This window comes from Temperatibacter marinus, assembly GCF_031598375.1.
GTDB classification, from domain to species: domain Bacteria; phylum Pseudomonadota; class Alphaproteobacteria; order Sphingomonadales; family Kordiimonadaceae; genus Temperatibacter; species Temperatibacter marinus.
On sequence record NZ_CP123872.1, the window covers coordinates 1,523,098 to 1,539,872 of the forward strand.

The following is a 16,775-nucleotide window of genomic DNA, read 5'->3' on the forward strand; positions in this document are numbered from 1 at the left end:
GTTAGGTCTCGCTTTTCACAACGCGGGCTGAAACAACAACATTCTCACCAGCTTTTAGTTGGCCCCGCAGGATTTCTGAATGAGATCCATCTGTAATACCGACCATGACGCGGCGTTCTTCCAGAGTGCCATCATCCTTTTTGATCCAGACAGATCCGGGACGCCCGTTAGAAGAACGAGCAGAGCGCCTTCCTCTATTTCTATTTTGTTGACTGGCGGCCTGATAGGCTGCCATTTGCTCAGGTGTGGCAATTTCTTCTAAAGTTTTGCTCAGGTCAGCTCTGAGCTTTTGGAAAGCAGCTCTGGCGCCGCTGCCATCAAAACCTCCTGAGCCTTGACGCATCGCTCTCGACGCCTCTTGCATTGGTTTTTCCATGGCTTTTTTAAATTTTACAGCTTGTTCTTTATTGAGGCCTGCTTGACGGATAACACCCTCTGTAAAGCGTGTCATCATAGCGTTGCCTTGTCCGCCAGATTGTGCTTGAGATGATTTTTGACCCCGTGGTTTAAACCTGAGGGCTGCATTAGGCACACGCAGAGCGTCAGAGCGGACACCGGTGACGATATCTACGTTGGCCGTCATGCCAGGCAAGAGAAATTTTTGATCATTCCGCGCTGTTACAACCACTGTATAAGTAACAACATTCTGTTCAATCTTGGGGGCAAGCCGGACCTGCTGAACAGTGCCAGTAAATGTTCGTCCTTGATGAGCGTCGACAGTAAAACTGACTTGATTACCTTCTTTTACGTTGCCGATATCTGCTTCATCTATGCTGGCTTCAATTTCAATTTCTTCAAGGTTTTTTGCTATCCGAAATAATTTCGGTGCAGAGAGACTTGCAGCAACGGTTTGACCAATCTCTATGGCTCTTTCAATGACGATGCCGTCGATGGGGGATTTGACATTCGTTCTATCAAGATCAATTTCTGCTTGTTCTAGGGATGCTTGGCGCATGGTGACTGTCGCGTAGGCATTTTTGAGTTGCGCTTTGGCCATTTCAACGCGGCGTGCGGCTGTTTCAACAGCGAGATTGGCATTGTCTAAAGCCGCTTCAGAGATGTTATTTTGCTCAAAAAGTTTACTTGTTCTCTTGAGATCACGGCGTAGTTTTTTGAGGGATGCTTCGTCATTAGAGAGTTGTGCTTTTTGGATTCCAATGCTGGCTTCAGCAACAGCAAGTTCTGCTCGGCGTTGAGTAACACGAGATTGGAAAATCTGCGGATTGATGACCGCTAAAACCTCGCCTTCTTTGACTTGGGTATTAAAGTCAGCATTGATTTCTCTAATCAGGCCTGAAACTTCTGTGGAAATTTCTACCATCGTGACAGCATCAACGGCGCCCGAGGCAGACACTTTACGTGTGATGGTTCCTTTTTCCGCCGGTTTCGCTTGGTAGGAAATTTGATTTTTTGATTGTGCGTCTGCTGGCATGAAAAACCAGGCAACCGCAACCCCTAAAAAAATAAGCGAAAAGATACCCACTTTGGATTTTAAAATACCCATGAAATGCTCCAAAAAATTAACTTTAAGAAGGCCCCCGTGCCTCATTTAACTCTTTATACGCTCTAAAACGGTTTTGGCCTTCATTTTTTGTTAAAAATATAGAACATATGTGTTCCGCCTGAACTGCCTAGGATTGATTTGCAATTCTAAAAGAACATGTTAGGGTAAAGATATTGTTTGGAGTATCATTCATAAGGAAGTAATGATGCCCACACCTCTAGAGGTCCTGATGGACCCATTGTCACTCATTTTAATTGCACTCTATTTCGCTTTAATGACTTTGGAAGCTTTATTTTCTGCACGCCCACAACCAATTACGCCCTATTGGCGAACGCGCAGTCTTATAGCTTATGTGATCTATTTTTTTGTAGCAGTCTATTTACCAATGCTCTGGGATCCGCTTTTAGTAGACTATCAGCTTTTTGACCTAAAACACCTTAGTTTTGAGTTAAGTTTGCTTATTAGTTTTCTTGTGTTTGAGTTTGGCCTCTATTTTTGGCATCGCTTGCTGCATGATAGCACTTTCCTTTGGCGAACTTGTCACCAGCTTCATCATAGTGCAGAGCGGGTAGATATTTTTGGTGCTTTTTATTTTAGCCCGCTCGATATGGTTGGGTTTACCTTTTTGGGAAGTTTTTGTATGGCATTCCTTATCGGTGTAGATCCGCAGGTAATGACCGTCTTTCTGATTGGAGGGGCTTTCTTGAATATGTTCACCCATACTGCCATTAAGACTCCACAGTGGTTGGGCTACTTTATTCAAAGGCCTGAGGGACATTCGGTCCATCACGGCAAAGGAATTCACTATAAAAATTTCTCAGAATTTTCCTTTGTTGATATGATATTCGGCACTTGGGAAAACCCCAAAAACTATCAAGAAGAGCAGGGGTTTTATCACGGTGCTTCGACACGTATTCCTGAAATGTTGGTTTTTAAGGATGTGAGTAAACCGAAGGAAACTGAGTAGTGCCTGAGTGACATAGCGAGGTACATTTAAAAGTTCAACATATAGGCCGTGAGCTTCTCAATGTTTTTAACTTTATAATTCATGTGCCGCTGTAACTTCCCTTCGTCTTTTGGAGAATAGACTTCTTCGTAAGGAATATATATTTCTTTCAATGTGAGGGCGTATGCCTGTTTGATCAAATCTAAATTACCATTCAGCCCCCCATACCGAGGAATACAGACGACTGTGCCTTGGAAATTATCTATAAGCATGAAGAGATAAAAGGCAGACCCTTCGAAGCCAGCGACAATTTCAGCATCCCTAATGTGAGTAATTTGATCAGCTATTGAATGGTCTTGAGGGTGATATAATTCCCACCCTGCAGCCTCAAGAATGGGTTCGATTTCTAGTGCATTTGTAATATTTTGCGATGTTAGTTTTGACCGAGACAGCCAAATTTTCTTTCCCTTTTTAGGGGGCTGGCCCTGACAAACCGCCAGCGCTTCTTTCTGCTCTTTTATGAGAGAGGTGGCAATCATAAATCCGGGTTCGATAATTTTCAATGACTCGACGGAAGTCGGCTCCGAGATGATTTTGACTCGCTCTTTTATATCGAGGAGAGAGCAGAGTTCAGTTTGCCACTTATTGAGAGATGTTTTGTCCGTCCCTTGCATGGTCCAAAGTAGTTTTCCTTTAAAAGAAGGTGTTCTTTTCAGATAATAAACGACGGCTAGGCTTTCCATGAGGAAGTGCCCAAAATGATTGAAGCATATGCGGCCCCAAAGATGCTCACCTTGGAGGTGCGAAAATACTGTGAGTTGATCTGATTGAATGGAAGAGGGGAGAAACATTTCTTTTTCAGAGCGGGCCCGAATTTGCCTTTGACCTTTATCATTAATACCTATTAAGGCGGGTCGCCTCTTCAATAAGGCCTTCTTGTTAACAGTGAACAAGTTCATTTGATTGGGGTCTAGGTTTTCTATGACGACGGCGGGTTTATTCTTTGATGGGAAAATAATTTTTTTCATTTTACGTTCAATATTTTCTCATACTAGCCCTTGGAGAGACCAAAAATGGGTCGTCAAGGATCTATATGTTTACACTGTGATCAGAGAAGGCGGTTGTATTCCTTCCAGACATAGATTATTCGAACAATAGATGTAAACAAAATTATTTTAAGGACATTCCTTGATTAAAACGACACAAGAGCTTTCACATTATTTAGCAATGACGACTGAGAAATCAGGTTATTCATTGGCTAGATCTCGCTTGAATGTTGTGGATGATTGGGCATATCGGGATAGGGTGCTCAAGCATAACACGGGTGGCTTTTTTAATGTTTGCGGGATGAAGACCAGTGAGGAGAAAGAATATTTAGTGCTGTTTCAGCCGCAAAGTGCTTTAACGGGGCTAGTTTTTTGTCGCGTCGAGGATGAAATTTTGATCCTTCTCCAAGCCCGCGTTGAGCCAGGTAATATTCATATCGGTCAATATGGTCCTACTATTCAATCGACTATGGCCAATTATATGCAGTTGCACGGCGGTAGACCGACTTCATATCTTGATTATTTCTTTGGGTTCACACCTTCCTGCACTGTACATTCGACTTCTCTGCAATTGGACTTGGGAAAAAGATATTTTCAAAAATCCAAACATCATATGCTTTTAGAAGTTGAGGATATGTTTCCTGTCAAATCGCCGATGGCATGGGTTTCTCTCTCAGCGCTCAGCGAAAGTATGGAGGCGGATTATTTTCTTAATACGGACTTACGGTCTTTGCTGGCGCTCTATGATTGGCAAAAATACCAGAGTGGAAAAACAGAGGTCATAGATAATTATGGATCTGAGGGGGCCCTGTCTGATTTGATCACGCATCATCTAATGCAGCAAAAAACTACACTATCCTCTCATAGGTTAGTGTCTCTTGATGGGCTTGAAGGCTGGAGCCGGTCTGAAGAGGGAGTGGTTTCAAATGACAAGAGAGCTCCTTATATCCACTTTTATCGTTCTCAATGTCAGTCACGAGAAAAGGATAGTTGGATACAACCTCTTATGGGCGTCGCAGGGGTGGGGCTTGTGCAACTTTATATGAGGACCGGCGCCCACCAACCAGAATATTTAATTGTAAGTGGGAAAGAATTTGGTGTTAGTGAAGAAGCAGTTCTTCACCCATCGCGCCTTTATTATGCGGAAGAAATGGTGGATTTCTTTGACCCAGATGAAGAATTTTTAGATAAAATGAAACCCTATGGAGGAGAGGGAAAACGGGTACTGCGTGCTTTTTATCAATCAGACGAAGGCGGCCGGTTTTATCAGATGCGCAGCCTTTATCAATTGATAGAAGTCGACGAGACCTACCAGAAAGCCAGCAATGAATTCTGGATTTCCCGTGCAGAGTTGAAAAAATTATTACTGACGAACAATATGAATAGCATTCAGCTTAGATGCATCGCCACGCTTCTTGACTAAGTCAATAAACATGGCGGAAATTTTCAACATAAGGAAAGAGAATTGAATACCCTAGATTGAATTGCTAGGGTGGTGCAATCAAGTGACCAAAAGGATAGAGCGAGTGGTTGATCCCAAAATTAATGATATTGAGTGGTGGCCTCACAGATATGATGAGAAATTAGATCGTGTGCATTATGTTCAGGCATCCCGGGATGATCACCGGTCCGCGACCTTTTTAACGGATGAATATCTACCTCATGCTGCCAAGCCGTCTCCTATCAAAATGGGAGAGGCTGTTAACGGTGTGAAGTCAGAAGGGGAAGCCCCGTTGCATTTCATTTTTCATTCTGCGTATTGTTGTTCCACGCTTCTTGCCCGTGCCTATGATGTTCCAGGTCAGTCGATGGGGCTGAAAGAACCGATGTTGTTGAATGACATAAAAGGGATTCAGTCTCGCGGAGCTCAGCCGCAACAAGTGCTTGCGCTTTTAGACGGCGTTTTAACGCTTTTATCGCGCCCCTTTGAAACTGGAGAAGCGGTGATTGTGAAGCCTTCAAACGTCGTGAATTTTTTTGCGGGGCATATGTTGAATATGCGCCCTAACGCTCATGCGCTCTTTCTTTATGCCCCTTTAGAAGAATTTCTCGTCTCCATTGCTCGAAAAGGTTTGTGGGGACGCCACTGGGTCAGAGACCTTATGCTTAAGCAATTAAAAGATGGTCTTGTGCAGCTGGGGATAAAAGGTGATGAGTTTCTAATGCTAACTGATATCCAAGTCGCTGCTGTTGGCTGGCTAACTCAGCATCTTCTATTTCAGAGACTTATTCAAAGTATAGGGTCTGCCAGAGTGAAAACATTGAACAGTAAAAAATTACTTTCGGATCCGAAACAGGTCATGAAAGTCTTGAATAAACATTTCAATGTGGCCATGACGGATGATCAACTAGAGGCCTTGGTAACAGGGCCTGTTTTTACTAAACATTCAAAAACAGCAAGCGACTATTCGGCCGAGAAAAGGGAGACTGAACGCAAGAGAGGCGCTGATCTTCATGCGGAAGAAGTGGAAAAAGTTGTGCACTGGGCACAGACGATAGCCCAGTCCGCAAACGTGTCTTTGGAGATGCCTGCACCACTAGTGAAATAATTGTAAGCCTTGAGGCGACATTCTCAAAATTTCTTGGGCATCACCCTTATCAATCCTTCTCAACAATAACGGGCAGTTCAATATATGAAGCGTTGTTTCCGCCGTGCCAAAGGGTGTTGACAGCCTTAATCCATGATGTGCTGCGAGCATTAGAAGCGCCTGTATTTAAATTGCGTTCTATCCGCGGGAAGTTTGAACTGCTTATCTCGATCCGGATTTTATGCCCCTTCTTAAATAGATTACTTGTTGCATTCAGGTCTACTTCTACGCTGTAGATTTTACCTGCTTCCATCAGTTGAGCCTCTCGAAGAGAATTTCTATATCGCATACGCAGAACGCCTTCCTGGACATTGTATGCGGTACCATCTGGATAGACATCTACCAACTTAACTGTAAAGTCAGTGTCCCGTGCGCTTGAGGCCACAAATAACTTTGCTTTAATAAGTCCCGTAACTTCTATATCGCGCGGGAGACTGTCTGAGGTATAGACAAGCACATCTTGCCTTTCTTCAATTTTGCGCTGGTCATAGCCCCCTGCTTCTGTATCAGTGCCTGTACAGCAGGTGTGACCGCCTAGGGATGGCACAGGGTTTTCAGGATCATAAACGAAGTCATCCCGAGCTTTTTTAGACGAAGGAGAGAGGCTGAGTTTCCCGTCTCCTCGTAATGAATTCGCTTGAGAATAAGGCCCTGGTGATTTTGTAAGATACCACTTTGTATAGTTGGTATTCTTTAGGGGCCATGTGTCTGATGTTTTCCACTCATCTGCGCCCAAGACATAATAGGTCAAAAAAGGACGGTTGACTGCCGTATTCTCTTCACCCTTTAACCAGTGATTATACCAGTCGATTTGGATTTGATTATAGGCTTGTGCTGCATTTTTCATAGGTCGATTCCCAGCACTCACATCTTTGTCTTTTTCAGGATAGTTACAATGGGTGCCCGGTCCAATGATGACATATTGATTATTTTTGGCTTTTTCTGTTTTGCCATTCTTCTTAAACTGGTTGGCCATCATGAGGGTCTCACGAGCCCCGTAATCATACCAAGTATCAAAGAATAAATTCGGAATAGAAACACTGTCTTGTGCTTGAACGAGGTCCATTGTTCGAAAATAGTCTCCATCTGGCGCACTGGACCGCCAATCTTCATAATCACTTTTGGGGACGTCATGCCGAGAGAGTAGGGATATAACTGGCAGAGATTTAATGCCAGCAAGATAGGCGGCAAAATTGGTTTCAGGAGCCAGTTTGGTCCCTGCATTTTTAGGGTCATTAAACCATTGAGATCGCGCTTCGCCTTTTAGATCGGGTCCATTGAATGTTTTTGTCCCGCTGCCAGCAAACCAGCCAGCTGTTTGTCCTAACTCGAAGGCTCCCCCGCTAAAGGATTGCCAGGCCCGTCCTGGTCTGTAATAGCCTGATGCTGGTGACTGAGGATTAGCAGTGATAAGAGCTTTATGGTGTGTGGCTGCTAAGACCACCTGAGCCTCCCCTAGATAAGAACAGCCGCTCAGGCCGACCTTCCCATTTGACCATGCCTGATTAGTGATCCAGTCCAGGGTGTCCATGCCATCTTCTCTTCGTCCTCTAGCAACTGTATAGGCTCCTTCAGATTCAAATCGACCGCGAATGTCTTGAATGGCGATGGCGTAGCCCTGGCTCACAAGTTCTTTCCAGACTTGATTCCACCCGAATGTATGGTTTTTATTATAGACGGTCCGAACTAATATGGTCGGACGGGGTATATCGGGGCTGCCCTCAAAATAGATGTCCGTTGAAAGATGAACACCGTCACGCATTGGGACCATCTGACTTTTCAATATATCCTGGCCTGTTGCATGACTAGAACAGAAGAGTGCCGAAGCGAGTGCGACTATCAAGAAGAAGTTTTTCATAGGATTTCCATGCCTGACCCAGCTTTACAGATGTAGATGCTCTCTGTTAACCCGGTCCTTTTGTTGTAGTTTTTCTCGACCTGACTCCTCAGGCCTTTTGTTAAAGAGGTGGGGACTAACGCAATAACACAGCCCCCAAACCCCCCTCCTGTCATACGAACACCGCCGCGATCATCTAGATAGGTGTCAATGATATTTACAAGGTCATCGATTTCAGGTGTCGTAATGTCAAAATCATCGCGCATTGAAACATGGCTCTGGCGCATAAGGTGAGCGATTTTCGCGTAATCACTTTGCTCCATGGCATGCTTCATTGATAGTGTGCGGTCATTCTCAGTAATGACGTGACGTGCACGTTTCTGGTGCAGGAGAGGTAAAATATTTTGCTCTTCTAAGAAGTGAGCATAGCTAATCTCTCGTAAGCTTTTAGCCTGAAGCAGAGATGCAGCCTCTTGGCATGTGGTTCTACGCTCATTATAGGCGCTTTCCACAAGCTTCCTTGGTAAGTTTGAATTCACGATAACCAAAGTACAATCGTGTGGAAGGCTTGCGGGTGTCAGAGACAAATTTTCGCAGTCGATTAACAAAGCCTTCCCTGCAATGCCACAAGCACTGCTCAATTGATCCATGATACCACATGCACAGCCTACATAGTCGTTTTCCACACGTTGGCAGAGAATGGCAATGCGCTTCGGTGATAGATTTAAGTCGAATAAACTGTTCACTAAATTTAAGACTGCCACTGTCATCGAGGCAGAAGAACTCAGGCCTGATCCCTTTGGAATGTTACCACTAACAGTCAGTCTACACCCTTGAACAGGATAGCCTTCAGTTTTTAATACTGCAAAGATTCCGCGGACATAAGTGGACCAATCGCCTTGTTCAACTATGGAGATTTCCAGACGATCAAGGCTGAATTCATCCTTGGCACCTTGAAAATCAAGGGCAGTGACCTTAACGGTTAAATCTTCTGACGCATGACCTGTCACACAAGTATAGAAATCAATTGCGACCGGTAGAACATGGCCATTGTTATAGTCTGTATGCTCGCCGATCAAATTCACCCGGCCGGGGGCAAGACTGGTTACAGCGGCGGCGTCCTTATAAGCGGAATAATGGTGCTGCTCTGTCATCATTATGAGGTCTGCTCTAGTCATGGGAAGAACACTGTGTGTAGTGGATATCGGAACAGCTGCGCAACATTTCGGCAGCTTGCTCGGGTGTCATGTCACGCTGAACTTCAGCCAATAATTCATAGCCAACCATGAATTTTTTTATGGTTGAAGATCGCAGTAGCGGCGGATAAAAATGACCATGAAGCAACCAAGCATCCTCATCAGAAGGCGCAGAGTTGCTGGTGCTTTTATTCGGAGCTTGGTGCCAGCCCATGCTGTATGGAAAGGACGTTTTGAAGAGGTTATCATATTTCACTGTAATGCGTTTCAAAAGTGCGGCAAGGGTCCGTTGCATCTTGGGCGATAAATGCTGCATTTTTGCTTGATGAGTCCGCGGTGCAATCAATATCTCAAACGGCCAACTTGCCCAATAGGGCACCAGAGCGATCCAGTCTTTGTTGACACAGACCAGGCGATCTTGTTTTGAGAGCTCTTGATGGACATAATCTAATAATAAAGGCGTTTCATTCTTAGAAAAATAGGCTCGTTGGTTCATATGTTCAACTTGAATGTCTGTTGGGATATGGTCACTGGCCCATACTTGACCGTGAGGATGCGGATTTGAGCACCCGTTGATAGCCCCTTTGTTCTCAAAAAGTTGAACCACTTGAAAACTGTCTTCATAACCACGGTGGAGCTTTATCCAAGTAGTAATGATTTGTTGAATTTGTTCTTCTTCCATCTCAGCCATTGTGAGGCTATGATCTTCGCTGTAACAGATAACCTGACAGTGGCCATTAGCGACTTCTCCCCTAAAAAGGTCTTTAGGGTCAGCAGGACCACTGGACTGGCTTATGCCGTTAGGGGCGGTCAAAGCGGCGTGATCATTTTCAAAGACATAGGGGCCTTTATAATCTGGGTTCACAGTGCCAGAGACCCTTGTATTCCCCGCGCAGAGATAGCAATTCGCATCATAGGAATGCTGAACCTCTTTAGGGATGTCTTCAACCTGTCCGGACCACGGTCTTTTTGCCCTATTCGGCGATACCAAAGTCCAAGCGCCCGAAAGGGGATTAAATCTTCTATGCGGTGCGCTGAATGTTTCTGCCGGTGACATGAAGCTTCCTTTTGTGTCTAGGATGAATTCTAATCACCCTTAAGAGTACTTGTCAAAATTATCAGGCCATGAAATAGTCAGTGCAGAGTTAGAAAAAATCATGCCTTATAGGCACTGTTCTGATTGGGGGAAAGGGAGCGAGATGTCCTTAGCAACGTTAGATATAGCCATTGTCGTTATTTATGTATTAATGATCATTACGATTGCACAATATGTCAGCCGAGAAAAGGCAGGGCATAGTAAAGATACCAAAGACTATTTCTTAGCAGGAAAAAGCTTGCCGTGGTGGGCTATCGGCGCCTCCCTGATTGCAGCTAATATCTCAGCAGAACAAATCATTGGGATGTCTGGTTCCGGCTATGCAATGGGACTGGCGATAGCATCATATGAATGGATGGCCGCGATAACCCTATTGATTGTGGGCAAATATTTTCTGCCAATTTTTCTTAAAAACCAAATTTATTCCATGCCACAGTTTCTAGAAAAACGTTACGATGGTCGTGTAAGGTTCGTGATGGCGATCTTTTGGATGGCACTTTATATATTTGTGAATCTGACCTCAATTCTATGGCTTGGCGCGCTCGCTATGAATTCAATTACAGGCATAGACATAACATATGCCCTTGTCCTGCTCGGCGCTGCGGCAATGGCTTACTCCCTATATGGGGGGCTAAAGGCTGTGGCTCTTACCGATATTATTCAAGTAGTTTTGCTGGTTGCAGGCGGCCTTTTTGTTGCTGCCATAACGCTAGGGAAAATCGGTGGCGAGGCGGGTGTCATGGGCGGATTGAATATTTTGTCCACCACGTTGCCCGAAAAGTTTGATATGATTTTATCCCCTGACAATCCTTACTACAAAGACCTTCCTGGGCTTTCGGTTATTTTGGGAGGGATGTGGATGATGAATTTATCCTATTGGGGATTTAATCAATATGTAATTCAAAGGGCGTTGGCGGCTCGAGATATTCACGAAGCGCGTAAAGGCATAGTGTTTGCCGCTTTTTTGAAAATTTTAATGCCAATCATAGTGGTGTTGCCTGGAATTGCTGCGGCTCTCTTGGTTACTGATCTTGCTAAGCCAGATCAAGCCTATCCTGAAATGATGAAGTTGCTGCCTGTCGGCATTAAAGGCCTGGTATTTGCAGCTTTAATTGCTGCCATCTTATCTTCTTTAGGGTCGATGATGAATTCGATTTCCACTATTTTTACGATGGACCTTTATAAAGTTAGGAATAAAGAGGCTAGCGAAGCGAAATTGGTGACGGTGGGTCGCTTAATGGCTTTTGCTTCGATGGCTATTGCCATGATGATTGCCCAACCGCTGCTCGGTAATTTTTCACAGGCCTTTCAATTTATTCAAGAGTTTACAGGCTTTTTTACCCCTGGAATTGTTGTGATTTTCTTATTGGGCCTTTTCTGGAAGAAAGCCACAGCAAACTCTGCCCTGGTTGCGGCTATTGGCTCTTTTGTTTTGTCCATAGTGTTGCGTCAATACTGGCCAGAAATACCCTTCATCGATCGTGTAGGACTGGTCTTCCTTTTATGCGGAGCTTTCGCAGTCCTTATATCGCTGGTTCAACCAGCCGAGGCAGGCTCAAATGTCATTGAAACTGAAGGTGCAGTCTATCATTCGCGCTGGCATTTCAATGCAGGCAGTTTGGCAGTCATTCTCATCGTGAGCGCATTATATGTTATTTGGTGGTAAGCTAGGAGAAGCTGTGTTCCTTTTTGTTTAATCGGACAACACCCTTGAGACTTTGCTTTTCGGTGGGTTTCCTTTGGTCAAGCACAAGGAGAAATAAAGAATGATCAGAGTTTAATGATCATATCGACACGGTGCATGCCATCGCCCCATCCATTGGGAATGTTTCGAATAGCTTGAGCCTGGAATTTTGCGAAAAAGGAGCAAGTTTTATGGCTAGTGGCAATTTGAATTGTTTTGAATTTTTGGGCATGAGCCTTCTCAAAAATTTGGCCCATCATTTCTTTTCCGATGCCGACCCCTTGGTGTTTGGGGGAAAGCATGATCCACGTAATGCTTGCTAAACTCTTTTCTTTTTCTGCAGCAAGGCCAAAGGCCCCAATAATGTCATCTCTCAAAGTGCAGACCTGATAGCCTTCAGGGTTGTTCTTGAGATAGTCCTCATATTCTGGGCGTTCATGAGGTAAAAAATGCTCAGGGCAACTGGCATCGAACAAGGCCAAACAAGCCCTGGAATGAAGAGGCGTGAAATCCACAAATTCTATACAATCCTTCATTTGAACTTGTGCCCTTCTTGCTATCCTGTAATCTTTTTCCAGACCTTGAAAAACCCAAAAGATCCCGCCATGACACCTGCTGTTGCGACACCACTAATCATGGCCCCGCCCACACCAAAGGCGAAAGCATCAGCCCCTGTAAGGTATAAATTTTTCACTGGCGTCTTTACGCCTAAACATTTTTGTTGATACCGTTCTGGGGTTGCTTTTACTCCGTAAATGGATCCTTTAGGTGAGCCGACGAAATGTTGTGTTGATAAAGGCGTTGAGAGATCATAATAGCTCACCATATCTTTGAACCCTGGAAAGCGTTCTTCAGCAAGATTTAAGAGGCTTTCCGCAATCTGCTCCTTCAGTTTTTCATAGTCTGTCCCGCGGTTCATCCATTCACTGCCCTGCCATTTTTCCACAGCGGCCCAATCCATAAAACCTATCAGTTCAGCGCGGTGGGTTTGACTGCGCGGGTCCTTTAGGGAGGGTACAGATAAATACCCACCTTTTGCCATGCCCTCAGTGAGGCCAGTTCCCTTTGCATAGTTGTTATGGTCATAGCTTGAGAAGATCCAGTGGTTCTCTCCGCGGAAGCCTAGTTTTGCAGGGTTATCGTTAAAGGCAATATACATGGTCGCAGTGGACATGTCAGCAATCAACGGCTCCAATGCTTTGGCATGCTCAGCTCCGTATTCCTTAGGGAGTAATTTATCATACGTGAGGTGAGCCCCCGCACAGCTGACAATTTGAGGGGCATTAAATCGCTTAAGCGTTCCCCCTTTTTTTCCCTTTTTTGCGAGAACTTCAACACCTACAGCTTTGCCGCTCTCTACGATAATTTCTTTGACTTCATGGTTAATGAGACAAGTGCCCCCTGCCGCTTCGATCAGGGGCATGATGGTATCCGCCATGCTGGCAGCGCCGCCTTCGGGATAATAGCCACCATGAAGATAATGGTTAGCAACAAGAGCATGGGTGCCAAAGGCTGCTTCTGAAGGGGCGAGGCCGTAATCTCCCCACTGAGAAAGAAGAACAGCTTTCAATTTCGGGTCTGAAATAAGGGGGTCTATAATGTCATCTACAGTTGCCAGAGCCACTTTATTGTGGCTGCGCATCATCAATCGAGCTAGGAATTTCATCGGACTTGGCAATACTTCTTTGAGCATACGGCCATAGTTCCATTTTCGCGCAGCCTTTAAAGCCGCAAAATAAGCGTGAATGCCTGTCTCTTCATGGGGGAACTGTTTGATCAAATCTGAAACGAATTGTTTTTTATCTCCCACTTGGCCAAAGGAAAAATCTGGGTAATCGAAAACATCAAAAGGATCTTCCATTCTCTGCCATTTAAGATGACCATCAGTAATGAAATCGCTGATTTGACGCATGGTTGCCCCGTCGTTCATATCCCCAATATAATGTACGCCGACGTCCCATTCATTGCCACCGGGTCGGCGAAATGTATGAGTGAATCCGCCTATTTCATAATGGCGCTCTAGGATTAAACAGCGTTTTTTGTAAAGTTTGGCGAGAATGGCTGCTGTGGTTAGTGAGCCAATGCCAGACCCAATAAAAATGGCATCATAGGGTTCTTGTATATTTGTCACGCTCTTCTCCTTATCCCAAGAAAACACTAGCCTTAAGGCTTAGGAAAGTGCAACTGCTAATCCCGCTTTGGAAGAGATTAAAACAAAACTGGAAAATGTTTGGAATACCCATTAAGCTTTTATCGTTTCCCATTGGTTCAATAAAAAAGGGTCTGACACTTACTATGACACAGCAAAATAAGGCACCCACCTCTAAGAGAGCAGAACCTGCTCAGTCTGGTTTGTTTTCAAGATTTTTATCGACTGTAGAATGGCTCGGGAATTTACTGCCTCATCCAGTTTCACTCTTTGCCATGTTGGCTATTTTTATTGTTCTCTTAAGTGGTGTTCTTGGCTATTTTGATGTGGCTGTTGCGGACCCAAGGCCTGAAGGGGCAAAAGGGCGTGAGGCCGATGGCATGATTGCTGTGGTGTCGCTGATGTCAGCAGAAGGATTGCAGCGTATTGTTATGGGTCTGGTGACGAATTTTACTGGATTTGCCCCCTTAGGCACAGTACTTGTTGCTATGCTCGGCGTTGCAGTAGCTGAACATAGCGGTTTGATTTCTACAGCGTTGAGAGCTTTGGTTTTAAATGCATCTCAGCGCGGGGTAACCTTCGCCATTGTTTTCGCAGGGATCATTTCAAATACAGCTTCTGAACTTGGCTATGTGGTTCTGATACCACTAGCCGCTGTAATCTTCCATTCACTTGGGCGTCATCCTCTTGCAGGGCTTGCAGCGGCATTTGCGGGCGTATCTGCGGGATATAGTGCGAATTTACTGATGGGGACAGTGGATCCTCTGCTATCGGGCATTACGGAAGCTGCCGCGCATATGATTGATCCTGACTACGTTGTTGGTCCAGAAGTGAATTGGTATTTTATGTTTATATCGACGTTTGTAGTGGCGTTGATGGGAACGCTCGTGACAGAAAAAATTGTAGAGCCTCGGTTAGGGAAGTTTGACCCCACCCAAGCCTCTGTAGAACTTGAGCCACAGTTGATGGAACCGCCGACAGCTCAAGAAAAACGCGGCCTTAAGATGGCGGGCCTTTCCTTTGTTTTGTTATGCGGCGTTCTGGCGTTAACGATTGTCCCTGAAGAGGGGATCCTGCGCCATCCCGAGACAGGTGAAGTCGCCGGCTCGCCTTTTTTAAAGGGAATTGTAGCCTTTATTTTCATCACCTTTGCCATCCCTGGTTTTGTCTATGGACGGGTTGCGGGGACCATGAAAAATGACAGAGATGCCATTGATGCAATGGCAAAGAGTATGAGCACCCTAGGCCTCTATATTACGCTTGTATTTTTTGCAGCACAATTTGTGGCCTTTTTCAAATGGACAAATTTAGGCACTGTTCTAGCTGTGAAAGGGGCGGCCATGTTGCAAGCAACGGGGCTAGATGGCCCTGAGGTCTTTATCCTGTTTATCATTATGTGCGGAATGGTGAATTTATCATTGGGTAGTGCGTCTGCTCAGTGGGCAGTCACAGCCCCCATCTTTGTCCCCATGTTGATGTTAATCGGCTATGCCCCTGAAGTCATTCAGGCGGCTTATAGAATTGGTGATTCTGTGACCAATGTGATTGCCCCCATGATGAGTTATTTTGGCTTGATTTTGGCGATGGCTGCGCGCTATCAAAAAAACCTCGGTATGGGAACTCTTATAGCTACGATGCTTCCTTATAGTTTGGTCTTCATGGTTGGTTGGACAATTCTCTTTTATGTCTGGGTGTTCTTGCTTGGTATGCCTGTCGGTCCAGGGGCAGAGACTTATTATCAGCCATAAGAAACTAGAGGGAATGGGGTAGATGATGACTACCCATTTGTCTCATAATGCTTTAAGCGGTCCTATTGGGAAATGACTATCCAATCGCTGACCACAGTCTCGCGGAAGTCGCCCATTGTCTTGAAGGCTTTGCTCATCCTGTCATATAACCTGTCGTCCAGTTTCAGGTTACATCCGATATTGAGGGACGCGCTGGATCGTTTCAGCGCGATTTCCGGTACTGGGAATCCGAGATGCCGTGCTGCGAGCGGTACATCGATAAGGCCACCAGCCCAGAAATCGGCGCGCCCCTTGTAGAACGCCATAGCCGCTTGGCGGTCTTTACGGGCGACAATTACTGTTGCACCATATTCCTCGGCTAGTCCTTTGAGCGAGAGGCTATCAGTTTTCCCGATTACAATACGGCCTTTCAATTCCTCTAGCGAGCCAAGCTTCTCGGGGCTTCCCGGTCTGGCGAAGATAGCTAGTCCTCCCTCCGCCAACGGCCCGATCCAGCGATAGCGAGCTTCCCGAGCGGGGGTTCGGTTCATGTTAAACAGACAGGCCCTAGGGTCCATTTCCGTTTTACGCAGTGCTCTCAACCATGGCAAAACCGTTAGCTCATAGTCGATCCCCGACCGCCTCATCAGCTCCGTGACGATCACATAGCCGATGCCCGTTGGTTCCTTACTATCCTCTTGATAATAAAAATACGGATGATTGACCTCTGTCACCAGATGGACACGAGGCACAATATCTTCAGCGGTGACGCAGGTGCTGATCAAAGATGCCAAAGCCACGAGTGTATATTGTATCGTTTTCATCAACCTTCCTCTTACATGCCTACAAAAAATAATATATTGTGAGAGTATCTTCAAAATGTACGCTCTGCAATAGACACTCTCTCGCGGGGCTCTTATTGCGATCTTTGTAGCTTTTCTCACGGAAATTCACAGAGTTTCTTATAACTCATCAAAGCACCTAAAAAAATCCCACAAGGAG

Annotated in this window: 13 protein-coding genes; 5 read left to right on the top strand and 8 right to left on the bottom strand. The window is 45.2% G+C overall.

What is annotated here, in order from left to right:
• Position 1 precedes the first annotated feature (1 nt).
• Complete coding sequence (locus QGN29_RS06840; RefSeq protein ID WP_310799953.1) at positions 2-1,504, bottom strand: efflux RND transporter periplasmic adaptor subunit; 1,503 nt, start codon at positions 1,502-1,504, stop codon at positions 2-4.
• Positions 1,505-1,709: 205 nt separating this feature from the next.
• Between QGN29_RS06840 and QGN29_RS06845 the strand changes: the two genes are divergently transcribed.
• On the top strand, positions 1,710-2,471 hold the full coding sequence (locus QGN29_RS06845) for a sterol desaturase family protein (RefSeq protein WP_310799954.1): 762 nt from the start codon (positions 1,710-1,712) through the stop codon (positions 2,469-2,471).
• Between the two features lie 26 nt (positions 2,472-2,497).
• On the opposite strand, the gene QGN29_RS06850 is transcribed toward QGN29_RS06845, so the two are convergent.
• A complete protein-coding gene (locus tag QGN29_RS06850; RefSeq protein ID WP_310799955.1) occupies positions 2,498-3,478 on the bottom strand; it encodes a glycosyltransferase family 61 protein in 981 nt (326 codons plus the stop codon).
• Positions 3,479-3,638: 160 nt separating this feature from the next.
• Here QGN29_RS06850 and QGN29_RS06855 point away from each other — a divergent pair, with 160 nt between their 5' ends.
• Positions 3,639-4,919: an NDP-hexose 2,3-dehydratase family protein gene (locus QGN29_RS06855; protein WP_310799956.1), complete on the top strand. Its 1,281-nt coding sequence runs from the start codon at positions 3,639-3,641 to the stop codon at positions 4,917-4,919.
• A 103-nt stretch (positions 4,920-5,022) separates the two neighbouring features.
• Complete coding sequence (locus tag QGN29_RS06860; protein ID WP_310799957.1) at positions 5,023-6,045, top strand: hypothetical protein; 1,023 nt, start codon at positions 5,023-5,025, stop codon at positions 6,043-6,045.
• 49 nt (positions 6,046-6,094) lie between these two features.
• Here the strand turns inward: QGN29_RS06860 and QGN29_RS06865 are convergent, their stop codons facing one another.
• Genes QGN29_RS06865 through QGN29_RS06875 form a run of 3 tightly spaced genes read right to left on the bottom strand, consistent with a single transcriptional unit; the run spans position 6,095 to position 10,174 of the window.
• Positions 6,095-7,942 (bottom strand): CocE/NonD family hydrolase, encoded by a 1,848-nt coding sequence (locus tag QGN29_RS06865; protein ID WP_310799958.1) that lies wholly within the window; start codon positions 7,940-7,942, stop codon positions 6,095-6,097.
• Complete coding sequence (galK, locus tag QGN29_RS06870) at positions 7,939-9,099, bottom strand: galactokinase (protein WP_310799959.1); 1,161 nt, start codon at positions 9,097-9,099, stop codon at positions 7,939-7,941. Before galK ends, QGN29_RS06865 begins: the two co-directional genes overlap by 4 nt.
• Complete coding sequence (locus QGN29_RS06875; RefSeq protein WP_310799960.1) at positions 9,092-10,174, bottom strand: UDP-glucose--hexose-1-phosphate uridylyltransferase; 1,083 nt, start codon at positions 10,172-10,174, stop codon at positions 9,092-9,094. The genes galK and QGN29_RS06875 overlap by 8 nt, the downstream gene beginning before the upstream one ends.
• 142 nt (positions 10,175-10,316) lie before the next feature.
• Here QGN29_RS06875 and QGN29_RS06880 point away from each other — a divergent pair, with 142 nt between their 5' ends.
• Complete coding sequence (locus QGN29_RS06880) at positions 10,317-11,879, top strand: sodium/sugar symporter (RefSeq protein WP_310799961.1); 1,563 nt, start codon at positions 10,317-10,319, stop codon at positions 11,877-11,879.
• Between the two features lie 104 nt (positions 11,880-11,983).
• On the opposite strand, the gene QGN29_RS06885 is transcribed toward QGN29_RS06880, so the two are convergent.
• Both QGN29_RS06885 and QGN29_RS06890 read right to left on the bottom strand, forming a co-directional pair.
• A complete protein-coding gene (locus tag QGN29_RS06885) occupies positions 11,984-12,433 on the bottom strand; it encodes a GNAT family N-acetyltransferase (protein WP_310799962.1) in 450 nt (149 codons plus the stop codon).
• A 20-nt stretch (positions 12,434-12,453) separates the two neighbouring features.
• Entirely contained in the window at positions 12,454-14,028 is a 1,575-nt protein-coding gene (locus tag QGN29_RS06890; RefSeq protein ID WP_310799963.1) for a phytoene desaturase family protein, read from the bottom strand.
• 164 nt (positions 14,029-14,192) lie between these two features.
• Here QGN29_RS06890 and QGN29_RS06895 point away from each other — a divergent pair, with 164 nt between their 5' ends.
• Complete coding sequence (locus QGN29_RS06895; RefSeq protein ID WP_310799964.1) at positions 14,193-15,794, top strand: AbgT family transporter; 1,602 nt, start codon at positions 14,193-14,195, stop codon at positions 15,792-15,794.
• Positions 15,795-15,856: 62 nt separating this feature from the next.
• Here QGN29_RS06895 and QGN29_RS06900 read toward each other — a convergent pair whose 3' ends face one another.
• Positions 15,857-16,597: a substrate-binding periplasmic protein gene (locus tag QGN29_RS06900; RefSeq protein WP_310799965.1), complete on the bottom strand. Its 741-nt coding sequence runs from the start codon at positions 16,595-16,597 to the stop codon at positions 15,857-15,859.
• Positions 16,598-16,775: the final 178 nt, after the last annotated feature.